We start from the raw sequence: 14,459 nt of genomic DNA on the forward strand, positions 1-14,459 counted from the left end.
AGGCCCGGGGTCGCCGCTCGGGCTCAGAAGGCCTCGAGCAGCTTGGCGCGCTTGGCCTTGTACTCCTCTTCGGTGAGGAGCTCGGCCTCGAACGCGGCCTTGAGCTTGCGCAGCTTGGCCTCGAGGCTGTTGTCGTCGGCGGGCGCTTGCTGCTGCTGCGGCTGCTGCTGGAACTGCTGCTGCTGCGGGTGGAACTGCTGCTGCGGGTTCACGGCGCCGGCCATGCCGCCCATCATCTGCGCCATCATCTGGCCCATGCCCATGCCCATGCCCATGCCCATGCCCGCGGACGAGGCTCCGCCGGCGCCGGGGTTGCGGGCCGCGTCGCGCATCACGTTGAGGCCCTCCCAGGCCATCGTGTTGTCGACCCCGCGGGCCGCCTGCGCCGCCGCGGCGTCGAGCGCCTTCTCGATCTCGGGCGGCAGCGAGATGTTCTCGATCACGAAGCTGGTCAGCAGCAGGCCCAGCTTGCCGAACTCCTCGGCGAGGTCGCCCTTGACCGCGTTCTCGAGCACGTTGTAGTGCGCCGCCATGTCGGCGACGCTGAGGTCGCTCTTGCCGGCGGCGACGGTGAACTTACTGACGAGCTGACGCTTGAGGTACTCGGCGATCGAGTCGGTGGTCGTCAGGCCCTGGGTGCCGACGATCTCCTTGAAGAACACGGCGGGGTCGGAGATCTTGAAGTTGTACGCGCCGAAGGCCCGGATCCGCACGCGACCGGGGCGGCCGGCGACCGAGAACTCGGGGTCGCGGATGAGCACCGGGTTGGCCGTACCCCACTTCTGGTCGACGTACTGGCGCAGGTTGACGAAGTAGATCTCGACCTTGAACGGGCTGTTGAAGCCGTACTTCCAGCCCTTCAGGCGCGACAAGATCGGCAAGTTCTGCGTGCTGAGCGTGTGCGTGCCGGGGCCGAACACGTCGGCGAGCTGACCCTCGTTGATGAGGATCGCGGCCTGGTTCTCGCGGCAGACCAGCTTGGCGCCGTTCTTGATCTCGTGGTCGTCGTCGGGGAAGCGGTAGACCAGCGTGTAGTTGGTGTTGTCCAGCCACTCGATGATCTCGATGAACTGGCCCTTGATGAAGCTGAGGATGCCCATGGTCGCTCCGGTGCTGCTGGTGGTTCGAGGGGGTGATGCGGCCGGTGGTTTCAGGCCAGGCCCGCGCCGAGGGCCTCGGTCTCGAGCTCGACGAACTCGAGGTTGCTCAGGCCGAACACATCGGCGAGCTCGGCGAGCGCGCGGCGCTCGGCCAGGCTGGTGTGCCCGTCACGGTGGACCAGGGCGATCGCGGTCTTGAGGAAGATCCGCCGCAGGTAGGTCTTGTCGAGCACCTGCACCGCCTCGAACTTGCTGAAGCTGCTGGCCTTCAGGTCGTCGAGCGTGATCTCTGCCCCCGACTCGCGCAGGAATTCGCCGATGAGCTCCGCCTCCCGCGGATCGATGCCGTCGACGCTGGCGAGGTGGTGCAGACCGCGGGCGAACACGTCGATCTCCTCGGGGGTCATGCTGCCTTGCTGGCTCTCCATGGCCCGGAATGGTACGGGCATGGCACCGTCGCCGCCAGCGCCGGCCGCAAATAGAAAACGCCCGCGGTCCAGCTTGGACCGCGGGCGTCGCACGACTCGACGCCACCAAGCAGAGAGCGTCTAGAGAACCTCGAATTCGCGGGTGAGCAGCAGTTGCGCGGGCTCGTCCCCCGCCAGCGTGAACACTTCGACCTTCCACGGGCCGCGCTGCTCAGGCCCCAGCGGATGGCTGGCCGCGAGCGCGAGCGTGGTCGTCGGCGCGAGGACGCCCGGGACCTCTTCGCGCGAGTCACCGTACGTCCACACGAAAGTCACGGGCCGCGGCTCGAGCAGCCTGTCGGCGCGCAGGTGCAGGTGCACCGAGCCCGACTCGGCCGGGAACGTCGCAGCGTCGACCAGCGGCCCGGCCGCCTGCGCCGCCAGCACGGCCGCGACCTGCACGGCGTGTCCGACCGGGCGGGCGGGCGTGGCCGCGAACGCGGCCTGGGACGACGAGAGATCGGAGCGGAGTTGCCCGTCGGGCAGGATGTGCTCGGGAGTGATGGGCGCGTCGACGCAGCCCACCACGAGCACGGCCGTAACCAGGGAGAGCAGGTTCGTGGTCCGCAAGCAGAAAACTTGACATGCCGGTCCCGTGCCAGGGCCCATGATCAGTGTTTCAGGTGACTTGGCTATGAGCGCGAGAACCGCTCGCGACAAAAACCATCATGGTCGCGATGATTCGTAGATTTGCGCCGGAGGCCCCTACATCGACCCTCGGCTGGGGCCGGCGAACGTTATGCTAGCGCCGATGGTCGCTCGTCGCCTCGCCGCGGGTCTCGCCTCCGTTTTGCTCTGCGCCTGCTCCGCGAAGCACCCCGGCGAGGCCGCGGCGGCCGCCCGCCCGGCGGAGGAAGTGGCCGAGCCCGAAGTCGACGTCGCCACGCGCCTGCAGCTCGACCGCCGTCGCTTCCCGCTGACCGTGTGGACCGCCTACGTGGTCCAGCAGGACTACTTCGACAAGGAGCGCATCGACCCGCGCGAGCAGTTCGCCGAGGCCCTGCGCCACCTCGGCCTCAACACGCCGGAGTTCTTCGCCACCGTCGCCGGCGACACCGCCACCGTCACCGTCGCCGATTTCCGCCGCGAGTTCTCGCTGGCCGGTCTCGGCGACCTGCCGGCCGTCGCCGACCGCCTCGAGGAGGTGCTCGCGTTCGTGCAGGAGAGCCTGCGCCTCGACGCCGAGGCCACGCACAAGGTCGAGTACGCGGCGATCAACGGCATGCTCGCGCCGCTCGACCCGCACACGATCCTCCTGACGCCCGAGGAGCACACCGACCTGGGCGTCAAGACGCGCGGTCAGTTCGGCGGGATCGGGGCCGAGATCCGCGAGGACGAGCGGCGGATCCGGATCGTCAAGGTCCTGCCGAACAGCCCGGCCGCGGCCGCGGGCCTCAAGGACGGCGACCTGCTGCTGCAGATCGACAAGCAGAGCACGGTCAACCTGCGCTCGTCCGACGCGCAACTGCTGCTGCGCGGGCCGATCGACACCAAGGTGTCGGTCAAGATCCAGCGCGGCCAGGAGACGCTGACGCTGACGATCACGCGCAAGATCATCCGCGTCGACAGCGTCACCGCCTCGCTGCTGCCGGGCAAGATCGCCCTGCTCGAGATCTCGACCTTCCAGGAGAACACCGGCGAGCAAGTGCGCAAGGCCATCGCCGAGCTCACGCCGGAGGGCGAGGCGCTGCGCGGGCTGGTGCTCGACCTGCGCGACAACAGCGGCGGGCTGCTCACGCAGGCGGTCGAGGTCGTCGACGCGCTGGTCGCCGCGGGCGAGCTGGTGATCGTGCGCTCGGCGCTCGGCCGCGAGGCGGAGGACGCCAAGCCCGAGGTCAACCTGCCGGCCGACGCCGCCGTGGTCGCGCTGATCAACGAGGACTCGGCGTCGGCGGCGGAGATCGTCAGCGGCGGCGTCAAGGCGCTCGGCCGCGGCGTCGTGCTCGGCCGCCCGAGCTTCGGCAAGGGCACCGTGCAGCTGCTCAAGCCGCAGAACCTGTACGGCCGCGAGCTCGCGCTCAAGATGACGATCGCCGAATACCGCGTCGCCGGCGACACCAAGATCCAGACCGTCGGCGTGCGCCCCGACCTCTCGCTCTACCCGGTCGAGCTCAGCGAGATCGTCGCCGTCGCCAACTACTACGATACCGAGCGGTTCGAGCGCCGCCGCGAGTCGACCCAGGTCGCGCACCTGCCCTCGGGCAAGCACGAGGCCGCGTTCGCCGGCAAGGCCGCCGGCGACGGGCCGCGCCTGCGCTACTTCGCCGGCCGCCAGGGCACGCCGCTGCCGCGCCCCGCCGAGGGTCCGGCGGCGATGGCCGATCCGGAGGTCCAGCTCGCCCGCGACGTGGCCGACGCGCTGGCTGGCCTTTCGGACAGCAAGCAACGGACCGAGCGCCTGGCCGCGCTCACCGGCGAGCTCGCCGCGCGCGAGGACGAGAAGATCGCCGCCGGCATCGCCGCCACCAAGATCGACTGGGCCGGCACGCTCGGGCTCGGCAGCGACCCCACGCTCGAGCTGCGCGCCCGCGTGGTCGACGACAAGAAGATCGCCGCCGGTCAGCCGTTCACGCTGCGCGTCGAGGTCACCAACAGCGGCAGCGAGGCCGCCGAGCGCGTCCACGTGATCACCGACTGCCTGCGCGACGAACTCGACGGCATCGAGCTGCTGCTCGGCCGCATCGAGCCCGGCGCGACCGTGACCCGCGACGTCCGCCTCTACGTCATGGCCTGGCACACCGACCTCGTCGACACCCTGCGCGTCGACCTCCACGCCGGCGAGCCGGGCCCACAGGCCGACGCCAGCACCACGGTGCGCTTCGACATCGGCGGCCTGCCGCGACCGCGCTTCGCCTACGACTACTGGATCGTCGACGACCCCGAGCTGGTGGCCGCCGCGCCGCAGCGGCCCAAGTCGCCGCCGATCCCGGGCGAGCCGCCGTTCGTGGTCAAGGGCAACGGCGACGGCGTGCTGCAACCCGGCGAGCAGGTCCTGCTCGCGCTCGAGATCCGCAACGACAGCGGCGCCGACAGCTCCGACGCGCGCGCCCTCATCCACAACATGTCCGGCGCCCAGGTGCTGCTCGAAGAGGGCTTCTTGCAGCTGGGGAAGATCCCCGCCAAGGGCGCGGTGCGCGGCGCGTTCGGCCTCAGCGTCAGCGAGCAGGCCGACCCGAGCAAACCCGTCGAGCTCGAGGTCATCGTCGCCGACGTCGTCGTCCGCGAGAGCGTGCGCCACAAGTTCGAGGTCCCGCTCGGCCCGCCCGCCTCCGGGTTCGTCGCCGGGCCCGCGCGCGTGGTCGCCGGCGAGGAGCCGGTGCGGCTCTACAACGCGGCCGACAGCGGCTCGCGCCAGCTCTCCGAGGTCGCCGGCGGCACCGCGCTCGACATCCTGGGCGCCGCCGGCGGATGGAGCGCCGTCGCGGCCGGTCCGGGCCGCCGCGCCTGGCTCCCCAGCGATCTCGTGAAGATCGGCGGCGCCGTCGGCAAGGGCAGCAAGCTGCCGGAGCGGCCGGCCCTGCTGGTGCAGCCGCCGGTGATCGAGGTCGAACCGGTGGCACCCGTGGCTGCGGGCGAGACGGTGGAGCTCCGCGGGACGGCCCGCCACGAGGGTCGGGTCCGCGACGTCGTCATCGCTGTCAAACCGCCGGGCACGGCCCAGGTCGAGCGCAAACTCGACTATCGGGCCAATCCCGCGCATCAGGGCGCCGCCGCCCGCAGCCTCCAGTTCTCCGCGCAGGTGCCGCTGGAGCCCGGGAGCAACCGGATCCTCGTCACCGCCCGCGACGGCGACGATATCGAGGCGACCCGCGAAGTATGGGTCTTTCGCGAGTGACGGGGGAACCTCCCCCCGCGGCGACGGTCCCACGGCCACACGCCACGTGTGATATAGCTGCACGGGCCTCCGGCCCTGGCGGCTGCACGGGCCTCCGGCCCTGGCGGCTGCACGGGCCTCCGGCCCTGGATTTTGCGAGGTTGTCGTGAGCGAAGCGACGGATCCAGCAGACGACTTTCCCCCGGCCGATGCCCCGCGTCGGCGCCGTTCTCCGATCATCGATGTCGCGGTGGTCGCGCTCGGCGGCTACATGCTGTTCTGGATGTTCGGCGACGTCCGCTACTTCCTCCAGGGTAGCGAGCCGCGCGACCTCGGCGACGCCGCCGCCCTGGTCGCCAAGGGCGTCGATCCCGGCCTCGACGACACCTTCGTCGTCCTCCGCGGCACCCCCGACGTCCAGCACGCCGCCCGCCTGCGCATCGAGCCCAAGTCCGGCCAGGCCGGGCGGACGATCGGCTACCTGCGCCTCATCGAGGGCGGCGGCAGCCTGTTCGCCGCCATCCCGCGGACCACCGAGGCCGCGCCGCAGCAGTTCGAGGGCGTGTTCGAGGGCCGCATGCGCCGGCTTTCCGAGTCGCCCAACTTCGCCGCCATCCAGCAGCACTTTGACGGCGAGCGCATCGTCGAGGGCCGCGACGCCACCCCCGCGGCCCTGCTCGAAGCGCTCGGCAAGCGCCAGGGCGACGGCATCACCGTCGTCGACACCGACGGCCAGAGCATCACGCTCGGCACCAAGGCCACCGTCACCATCGTGGTCGAGCAGCCCGACGTGCAGGCCCAGCTCGGGCGCAGCAGCTTCGACTCGCCGGCCGCCGCGGAGGCCGCCGTGGCCGCGCTCGGCTTCCCGTACTACGCCCCGCCCGAGCAGAGCAGCGCCCGCTTCTACAACTTCTACGTGCGCTTGCCCGCGGGCGAGCGTGAGTCGGCGCAGGCCAAGCTGTCGGCCGCCGCGGTCATCCCCGCGGACGCCAAGCCGGCCGACCCGAGCGTGGGCGCGGCGATCTTGCCGTGGATCACCAGCTACCCGGTGCCTGCGAGTGACATCACTGGCGACGGCGGCAAGTTCGGCTTCGTGCCCGGCGACAACGCCAAGCCGGGCTTCGACCTCCAGGACGGCAAGCTCGTCCCGCGGCCCCTGCAGGCCGGCCGGCTCGTGCTCGATCCCGGCGACGTCAAGGCCGTGCGGCTCGAGCGGCCCGTCACCGTCGACCCGCAGGGCTACGTGATCGACGTCGGCGTCCGCCCGCGCGACCGCTGGCTCGAGGTCGTGATGTGGTGCCTGGTGCTGATCGTCGTCGGCTGGAACGTCACCAGCCTGGTCGCCGGGTGGCGCGCGCGGCGGGCTTGAGGCACACTGCCTCGCCCGAGATGAGTACGACGCCCACGCTGCTTCTTTACGACACCATGAGCGGGAGCAAGCGCCCGCTCGAGCCGATCGAGCCGGGACACATCGGCCTCTACCTGTGTGGCCCCACCGTCTACGATCTGAGCCACGTCGGGCACGCGCGCTCCGCCATCGTCGCCGACACCGTGGTCCGCTTCCTGCGCGAGCAGGACGTGCGCGTCACCTTCGTCCGCAACGTCACCGACATCGACGACAAGATCATCAAGCGGGCCAACGTCGAGGGCATCAGCCCCGGCGAGGTCGCCGCCAAGTACACCGCGGCCTACCACGAAGACCTCGACTCGCTCGGCTGCCTGCGGCCCGACGTCGAGCCGCGCGTCACTGGCACGATCCCCGAGATCGTCGCCCTCATCGAGACCTTGATCGCCCGCGACCTGGCCTATGAGTCAGGTGGCGACGTGTACTTCCGCGTCGCCGCCTACCCGACCTACGGCGCGCTGAGCAAGCGCAGCCTCGACGACATGCAGGCCGGCGCGCGCGTCGAGGTCAGCGAGCTCAAGGAGAACCCGCTCGACTTCGCGCTGTGGAAGGCCGAGAAGCCGGGCGAGCCGGCCTGGCCGAGCCCGTGGGGCCCCGGGCGGCCGGGCTGGCACATCGAGTGCTCGGCCATGAGCAAGGTCCACCTCGGCGAGAGCTTCGACCTCCACGCCGGCGGCCGCGATCTCATCTTCCCTCACCACGAGAACGAGATCGCCCAGTCGCAGGGCGCGTGCGGCCACGGGACCTTCGCCCGCCACTGGATGCACAACGGCTTCGTCGACTTCGCCGGCGAGAAGATGTCGAAGAGCCTCGGCAACTTCTTCACCATCCGCGAGGTCACCGCGCTGTATCCGCCCGAGGCCGTGCGGTGGTTCCTGCTCGGGGTCCACTACCGCTCGGGCATCAACTTCGACGTCGAGGTCCCGTGCCCGGCGTGCGCGCGCCCGCTCGACACCGAGGCCCAGCAGGGCAGCGCCTGCCCCGAGTGCGGCGCCGGGCTCGACCGCGAGCGCCTGCGGGCCCACATCCGCTTCCCCGGCCTGGAGGAGGCCGACGAGCGGGTCGCCTACGTCTACGACACCCTCGCGCGCGCTCGCCGCGCTCTGGCCGAGTCCGAGGATTCGCACGAGACCGCCGTTTCTGCGGCCGTGGGTGGGATGTTGGCCGCGTTCACCGCCGCGCTTTACGACGACCTCAACACTGCCGCGGCGGTGGCCGCCCTGAGCGAGCCCTTGCGCGAGATCAACCGCCTGCTCGAGGCCAAGAAGAAGGGCGCCGCTGCCGGTCGTACGGCCACGCTGCGCCGCTTCCTCGCCGACTTCCCGGCCGTCGCGCGCATGCTGGGCCTGTTCGCCGCCGACCCCGAGGCCTGGCTGCTCGGGCGCCGGTCTCGCAAGGCCGCGCGGCTCGGGCTCGACGTGGACGATGTCGAGCGGAAGGTCGCCCTCCGCGACGAGGCGCGGGTCAAAAAAGACTGGAAAGAGGCGGACCGCCTGCGAGCTGAGTTAAGCTCGATCGGGGTCCTTGTCCGGGACGGCGTCGACCGCTCCACCTGGTCCCTCTGAGCCCGTCCCCCCGGCCCCGTGGCCCGGGGGCTTGCATCCCCGCAGCCGAGCGCTTCACTACAACCTCAAGGTCGTGTCCGCCAGCAGTCAAACCATCTCGCTGCGCCTGTTCGGGGCCGGCGGCGCGTTCTCCCGTCGCTACGGGACGACCTGCTCGATGGTCACCCTGCGCGACGGCAAGCGGTGGCTCATCGACTGCGGGCGTCAGGCGCCGGACCAGCTGTACGCGGCCGGCTACGCCTGGCACGACATCCACGGCCAGATCATCACCCACTGCCACGGCGACCACGTCTTCGGCCTCGAGGACTTCGCTTTCGTCCGCTACTTCGAGACCCACGCCGAGGTGATGGCCTCGAGCCGCGGCGGGCCGCTGCCCAAGTACGTCTCGCACAGCGCCGTGCGCGACGAGGTGTGGGAGACGCTGGCGCCCTCGCTGCGCTACGTCCAGGACGGCCGCGGCAACCTGCGCAGCGGCACCCTGCAGCACTTCTTTCAGGTCATCCCTCCGGCCGCGGTCGAGCCGCCGCGCAAGAACCCCTGGAACCACGCCGAGGCCTTCGAGGTCGACGGCCTGCGCGTGGTCACCCGCGAGAACGAGCACGTGCCCGGCAAGCCGTCGTGCGCGCTCGAGCTGCACGTCGGCGAGGACCCGCGGGACCCGCGGATCGCCTGGTGGTCCGGCGACGGCGTCGTCGACCCCGCCTTCCTCCACAGCATCGAGCCGCGCACCAGCATCTTCTTCCACGACTGCACCTTCATCGACTACCCCGGTCAGGTCCACGGCTTCTTCGACCGGCTCGAGGCCCTGCCCGAGGCGGTCCGGCGCAAGCTCGTGATCATGCACCACGAGGACAACCTCGAGCTCTACCGCCCGCGCGTCGAGGCGGCGGGCTTCCGGATCGCCCTGCCCGGCCACGTCTTCGACCTGGTCGCCGGCCAGCAGATGCTGTAGCGGCCTGTCCTCGGGGACATGCCCCCGGGAGCATGCCCGAGCGAGCATGTCCCGCGAGACATGTCCACGGCGACATGTCCCGATTGTCGGCCGCTCAGCCCGGCCGTTCGCCGCGGATGCGCGGCAGCAGCTCGACGAAGTTGCAGGGCTTGTGGCGGTGGTCGAGCTGCTGCAGCAGGATCTTGTCGAACGCCGTGCGCACCGCCCCGGTCGAGCCGGGCAGCAGGAACACGTAGGTCGTGCCGCACAGGGCCGCCTCGGCGCGGCTCTGGATCGTCGAAGTCCCGATCTCCGCGAAGCTGAGCCAGCGGAACAGCTCGCCGAAGCCGGGGATCGGCTTGGTCACCAGGGGCGCCAGCGCCTCGGGCGTCACGTCGCGCGGCGTCACCCCGGTGCCGCCGGTGGTGATCACCACCTCGACCTCCGGGTCGTCGATGAAGCCTTGCAGGGCTGCGCGGATCTCCTCGCGGTCGTCGCGGACGATCGCGCGGCGGACCACCTTGTGCCCGGCCTCGGTGAGGCGGTCGACCGCCGTCTGGCCTGACGTATCGGTCGCCAGCGTGCGGGTGTCGGAGACCGTCAGCACGGCGGCGTGCACGGGGATGAACTCGCGGACGGCTTGGTTCATGGCGCGTCAGTACTCCTGGATCTCCGGCGCCACCACGAACTCCAGCTCCTGGATGCTCGCCGGCTCGCCGAACGTGCTCAGCTCGATGTGGACCAACCCGGGCTTGTTCGTCAGCGTCTGCGGGTCGGCGATCGCGTCGGGCACGATGATGGCGATGTACATGTGCTCGAGCGTGCCCATGCCGTCCCCTATCGGATAGAAGCCGACCGAATAGTTGTTGAGGCGGGCGAAGTGGCCGCCGAAGCCGACGTTGTGGCCCTCGATATCGACCCACATGTCCACGTGCGGCATCTTCGGGTTGTCCCAGTCGTTGGGGTCCTCGGTGATCACGAAGTTCTTGCCGCGCAGGCTGAACGCCAGCATCAGCAGCCCCTGACCGCCGCGAACCACCGGCAGCGTCCCCCCGGCTTCGAGTTTCGCGTACACCGGCGGCAGGAACGGGTCGACCGGGTCGAACACTGCCTGCCCGATCTCGAACTCGACGTCCGAAACGATCCCCTCGTCCTCGCAGGCTGTGAGGTCGGGGAACGCCGCCGCGTAGTTGCGCAGCTGCGCGTCGCACAGCGCCAGGCAGTCGGCCGCCTCCTCTTCGTTGCCCGACCAGCAGCTGCCCTCCGCCCCGTGGGTCGCCTCGGCCTCGGCTCCGGCGGCGGCGTCGACCTCCTTCAGGCAGGCCACGTAGCGCAGGCACACCTCTGGCGCGCCATCGCCGGCCGAGGTCGCCTCGCTGCTGCTGTCGCTCTCGCTCGCCGTCTCGTTGTGCACGCGGAGCTCGCACGCGAGGCAGGCGATCCCGGCGAGCAGCGGCAGGACGGCCGCCCGCCACCTCTCGGTGAAGACGCCGGGCGGGCGGGCTCCTGGGGCCTCGCGCGGCGAAATAAGCGAAGTCATGGCTGGATGGTGCGCCAGGCGCCGGGCGGCGGCAACACACATCGCGGGCGGCGGCCGGGCCGCGCGGATTTTCGCTATGATGGCGCCGCCTTGCTCGTCGCCGGTCGTCGCCTCGTCACCGCACGGATGCGCCCCGCGCTGGCGCTCGCGGTCGGCCTCCTCGGCGGCTGTTACAGCAGCGACTACCTCGAGGGCCTGTGCGCAAACACGGGCGTCTGTCCTGACCCGCCGCCCGAGAGCCCCGTCGCGTTTCGGATCACCTCGCTCGAGCTCGTCGACCCGCACACCTACACCTTCGACCCCGTGCTCGGCGTGTGCACCGATTCGACCGCCACCCTCAACGGCTTCATCGCCCAGGGCATCGCCGACTACGACGTCAGCAACGTGCTCGTGCTGCGCCCGCTCGACCTCAAGAGCGCCGTCGCCAAGCTGCAGTTCGTCTCGGCGCTGTGCATCGCCGGCTCGCCGACCAACTGCACCGACCGCATGATCGCCGGCACCCACACCGTCGACATCGACGCCTTCAACCGCGAGGCCGGCGCCTGCGGGAACACCGAGCCCAACTCGCTCAACGCCGCCTACGACGCCCCGCCGCGGCCCCCCGCGCCGTGCCTCGTCAGCGCCAAGATCGCCGGCACCCCCGTGCGGCTGGCGGCGCAGGCCGGCATGACCCCGCTCGACCTCGCCCTCGTCGAGGTCGAGATCGCCGCCGCCTACGCGATCGACGGCCAGCCGCAGAAGCTCGTCCAGGGCGTCCTGCGCGGCTTCATGCCCGCGGCCACCGCCATGCTGGCGGCCGGGCAGGCCAACGGCATCAGCTTCGTCCCGTGGAACGTCCTCGCTGGCGGCGCCGGCTGCCAGGCCGACGCCATGAACACCTTCAGCGACATCGACAACCACGGCCTCTACGGCCAGGGCGTGTGGATGTACTTCAACTTCACGGCCGAGCGCGTGCAGTGGGCCACCGACCGCCCCGAGCCGATGGCCGAGACCGCTGGCACCGGCGACACCGACGGCACCGGCGGCACCGCGGCCACCACGGGCGCCACCGCAGATGGTACGGCGACGACGGTTGGCACCGGCCCGTGAATCACGCATCCTCACCCATCGGATGGCCGAGACGCCGCAGGACCCGAAGATCGAGCCCACTGAAGCCAGCGCCGTCCCGCCCGCGCCGCCCGTGCCGCCCGTGGGCACGCCGACCGCCGCGCTGAGCCCCGAGCTGCAGGTCGCCGCCGCCGAGCTGGCGCAGGTCGGCGACGAGACCGGCGAGCCTGTCGATGTCCCCAAGGACATGACGGCCGGCGAGATCGCCACCGTCAAGCGCTTCGCCAGGTTCCGCGCCTTCTTTGCCAAGCACGGTCACCTGCTGTGGTGGCTGCACTCGGCCTACGCCATGACCTTCGGCGCGTTCGTCATGATGTACGCCGCCGAGGGCTACGACCGCGCCCGCTGGATGGTCGTGCTGTTGTGCGCCGGCTGGCTGGTGATCGTCATGTTCTTCCGCCACTTCGGCCAGGGCCGCGGGCAGAAGGACAGGGTCACCGACGCCAAGTCGAAGCTGCGCTTCTACGTGATGACCACGGCGCTGAAGAACCTCTACCAGAGCATGCTGTTCTTCCTGGTGCCCTTCTATTGGAAGGCCGCCACGCTCGACGCCGACAACCGCTTCTTCCTCTACCTGCTCGGCCTGCTCGCGCTGCTGTCGACCGTCGACGTCGTGTTCGACCAGGTCTTGATGCGCTACAAGGCCCCGGCCTCGGTCGTCTACCTGTTCATCCTGTTCGCCTGCCTCAACCTGGTGTTGCCGGCGATCTTCCCTGACACGCGCACGCTCGTCACCTTGCTGGCCGCAGCCGCGCTGGCGACGGTGGTGTTCTTCACCATGCACGTGCCGTTCAAGAACCTGCTCAAGCCGGCGTGGTTCTTCGCCCTGGTGGCCGCCGTCGGCATGGCCGTGTTCATCGCCTACGCCGGCCGGCGCGGCATCCCGCCGGTGCCGATGTACGTCGCCGTCGGCGCGGTCGGCCCGACCCTCTTGCCCGACGGTCGCCTCAGCATGCACGTCAGCGCCCTCCACGAGTCGCTGATCACCGAGATGCACGCGATCACCGACGTCGTCACCCCGGGCGGCCGCGGCGACAACCTCCTGCACGTCTGGCGTCACCGCGGCCTCGAGGTCCAGCGCGGCGCCAGCGAGCCCGCCGTCGACCCACCGCCCGGCAGCGTCCGCCTGCGTTCCACCTTGCGTTCGTTCCACATCCCCTCGGACCGCACCGGCCCGTGGAGCATCGACGTCGTCACCGAGGACGACCAGTTGGTCGGGCGCGTCGAATTCGAGGTCATCCAATGACGAGCGAAGTCCGCGTCCGCCCCCCACCCGGCCCGATCTTGGCCGCCCTCACCCCGCCTGGCTCGAAGAGCCTGACCAACCGCGCGCTTGTCCTTGCGGCCATGTCCGAAGGGACATCCATGCTGCGCGGCTGCCTCGACTCCGAGGACACCCAGGTCATGCGCGCCGCGCTGGCCCGCTGCGGCGTCGTCTGCGAGGCCAGCGAGGACGCCAGCGAGGTCCGCGTCACCGGCGTCGGCGGCCCGCTGACGCGCGTCGACGAGCCCGAGCGGCCGATCGACGTCGCCACCGCCGGCACCGCCGCTCGCTTCCTCGCCGCCGTGTTCGCCGCCTCGCCGATCACCTGCCTCGTCGACGGCAGCGCGCGCATGCGCGAACGGCCCATGGAGGGCCTCCTGCAGGCTCTGCGGGCCCAGGGCGCCGACATCCGCTGCACCGCCGCCGAGGACATGTTGCCGTGCGAGATCCGCGGCGCTCGCCTGCGCGGCGGCGAGATCCGCCTCGCTCGCCCGCCCAGCTCCCAGTTCATCTCCGCCCTCCTGATCGCCGCCCCGCTCGCCGACGCTCCGCTGCGCATCGTGCTCGAGCAGGGCACCCCCGCGCGGCCCTACGTCGACATGACCCTCGCCTGCCTGCGTGACTTCGGGGCCGACGCGCGCTGGCTCGAGCGAGATGTGCTCGAGGTCAGCCCCACCACCTTGCGCGGCCGCGACTACCACGTCGAGCCCGACGCCTCCGCCGCCACCTACTTGCTGTCGCTGGCCGCGATCTTCGGCGGCGAGGTGCGCGTCCCCGGCCTCGGTCGCGCCAGCCAGCAGGGCGACACCCGCTTCTGCGACGTGCTCGGGCGCATGGGCGCGAGCGTCCTCCAGGGCCCCGAGATCACCCTCGTGCGCGGCGCCGGCACCCTGCACGGCGTCGACCTCGACCTCTCCGACATGCCCGACACCACGCTGACCGCCGCCGTGCTCGCGCTGCACGCCGTCGGGCCGACGCGGATCCGCGGCGTCGAGGTCCTGCGTCACCACGAGAGCGACCGGATCGCCGCTGCCGCCACCGAGCTGCGCAAGCTCGGCGCCGAGGTCGTCGAGCACGAAGACGGCCTCGACATCACCCCGCCGGCGCAGATCGTCGCTGGCGCCGCGATCGACACCTACCGCGACCACCGCGTCGCCATGGCCTTCAGTCTCGCCGGCCACGTCACGATCCGCGACCCCGGCTGCGTCGCCAAGACCTTCCCCAAGTACTTCGAGGTCCTCGCCGGCCTCGGCATGGTCGAGTGAG

12 protein-coding genes are annotated in these 14,459 nt (G+C 71.0%); 7 read left to right on the plus strand and 5 right to left on the minus strand.

Annotated features, from left to right (window positions below; all coding sequences use genetic code 11):
- Window positions 1–23 precede the first annotated feature (23 nt).
- The 3 genes from POL25_RS15135 to POL25_RS15145 form a co-directional block, all read right to left on the minus strand.
- Entirely contained in the window at window positions 24–1,100 is a 1,077-nt protein-coding gene (locus tag POL25_RS15135) for an SPFH domain-containing protein (RefSeq protein ID WP_272086719.1), read from the minus strand.
- Between the two features lie 50 nt (window positions 1,101–1,150).
- Entirely contained in the window at window positions 1,151–1,528 is a 378-nt protein-coding gene (locus POL25_RS15140) for a tellurite resistance TerB family protein (RefSeq protein WP_272086720.1), read from the minus strand.
- Window positions 1,529–1,648: 120 nt separating this feature from the next.
- Window positions 1,649–2,137, minus strand: coding sequence for a hypothetical protein (locus POL25_RS15145; protein ID WP_272086721.1), 489 nt, complete (start codon window positions 2,135–2,137; stop codon window positions 1,649–1,651).
- 181 nt (window positions 2,138–2,318) lie between these two features.
- Between POL25_RS15145 and POL25_RS15150 the strand changes: the two genes are divergently transcribed.
- From POL25_RS15150 to POL25_RS15165, 4 genes are all read left to right on the plus strand, one after another.
- Window positions 2,319–5,402: an MXAN_5808 family serine peptidase gene (locus tag POL25_RS15150; RefSeq protein ID WP_272086722.1), complete on the plus strand. Its 3,084-nt coding sequence runs from the start codon at window positions 2,319–2,321 to the stop codon at window positions 5,400–5,402.
- A 229-nt stretch (window positions 5,403–5,631) separates the two neighbouring features.
- On the plus strand, window positions 5,632–6,750 hold the full coding sequence (locus tag POL25_RS15155; protein ID WP_272086723.1) for a hypothetical protein: 1,119 nt from the start codon (window positions 5,632–5,634) through the stop codon (window positions 6,748–6,750).
- Between the two features lie 20 nt (window positions 6,751–6,770).
- Complete coding sequence (gene cysS / locus POL25_RS15160; RefSeq protein ID WP_272086724.1) at window positions 6,771–8,351, plus strand: cysteine--tRNA ligase; 1,581 nt, start codon at window positions 6,771–6,773, stop codon at window positions 8,349–8,351.
- Window positions 8,352–8,424: 73 nt separating this feature from the next.
- Window positions 8,425–9,303 (plus strand): MBL fold metallo-hydrolase, encoded by an 879-nt coding sequence (locus tag POL25_RS15165; RefSeq protein WP_272086725.1) that lies wholly within the window; start codon window positions 8,425–8,427, stop codon window positions 9,301–9,303.
- A gap of 94 nt (window positions 9,304–9,397) precedes the next feature.
- Here the strand turns inward: POL25_RS15165 and moaB are convergent, their stop codons facing one another.
- The gene (gene moaB, locus POL25_RS15170) at window positions 9,398–9,931 is read right to left on the minus strand and encodes a molybdenum cofactor biosynthesis protein B (RefSeq protein WP_272086726.1); all 534 of its coding nucleotides are present in this window, start codon (window positions 9,929–9,931) and stop codon (window positions 9,398–9,400) included.
- 6 nt (window positions 9,932–9,937) lie between these two features.
- Window positions 9,938–10,822, minus strand: coding sequence for a hypothetical protein (locus tag POL25_RS15175; RefSeq protein WP_272086727.1), 885 nt, complete (start codon window positions 10,820–10,822; stop codon window positions 9,938–9,940).
- 90 nt (window positions 10,823–10,912) lie between these two features.
- Here POL25_RS15175 and POL25_RS15180 point away from each other — a divergent pair, with 90 nt between their 5' ends.
- The 3 genes from POL25_RS15180 to aroA are packed head-to-tail and all read left to right on the plus strand — an operon-like array spanning window position 10,913 to window position 14,458.
- Window positions 10,913–11,911, plus strand: a complete 999-nt coding sequence (locus POL25_RS15180) for a hypothetical protein (protein WP_272086728.1) — start codon at window positions 10,913–10,915, stop codon at window positions 11,909–11,911.
- A 22-nt stretch (window positions 11,912–11,933) separates the two neighbouring features.
- Window positions 11,934–13,175, plus strand: a complete 1,242-nt coding sequence (locus tag POL25_RS15185; protein WP_272086729.1) for a DUF5924 family protein — start codon at window positions 11,934–11,936, stop codon at window positions 13,173–13,175.
- A complete protein-coding gene (gene aroA / locus POL25_RS15190) occupies window positions 13,172–14,458 on the plus strand; it encodes a 3-phosphoshikimate 1-carboxyvinyltransferase (RefSeq protein ID WP_272086730.1) in 1,287 nt (428 codons plus the stop codon). Before POL25_RS15185 ends, aroA begins: the two co-directional genes overlap by 4 nt.
- The last annotated feature ends 1 nt before the right edge of the window (window position 14,459 follow it).

The organism is Nannocystis bainbridge, assembly GCF_028368995.1.
Taxonomy (GTDB): Bacteria; Myxococcota_A; Polyangia; order Nannocystales; family Nannocystaceae; genus Nannocystis; species Nannocystis bainbridge.

Coding starts and splice junctions, on each gene's coding strand:
- POL25_RS15175 (WP_272086727.1), bottom strand. CDS start 10,822: ATGACTTCGCTTATTTCGCCGCGCGAGGCCCCAGGAGCCCGCCCGCCC.
- POL25_RS15185 (WP_272086729.1), top strand. CDS start 11,934: ATGGCCGAGACGCCGCAGGACCCGAAGATCGAGCCCACTGAAGCCAGC.
- cysS (WP_272086724.1), top strand. CDS start 6,771: ATGAGTACGACGCCCACGCTGCTTCTTTACGACACCATGAGCGGGAGC.
- aroA (WP_272086730.1), top strand. CDS start 13,172: ATGACGAGCGAAGTCCGCGTCCGCCCCCCACCCGGCCCGATCTTGGCC.
- POL25_RS15150 (WP_272086722.1), top strand. CDS start 2,319: ATGGTCGCTCGTCGCCTCGCCGCGGGTCTCGCCTCCGTTTTGCTCTGC.
- POL25_RS15140 (WP_272086720.1), bottom strand. CDS start 1,528: ATGGAGAGCCAGCAAGGCAGCATGACCCCCGAGGAGATCGACGTGTTC.
- POL25_RS15135 (WP_272086719.1), bottom strand. CDS start 1,100: ATGGGCATCCTCAGCTTCATCAAGGGCCAGTTCATCGAGATCATCGAG.
- moaB (WP_272086726.1), bottom strand. CDS start 9,931: ATGAACCAAGCCGTCCGCGAGTTCATCCCCGTGCACGCCGCCGTGCTG.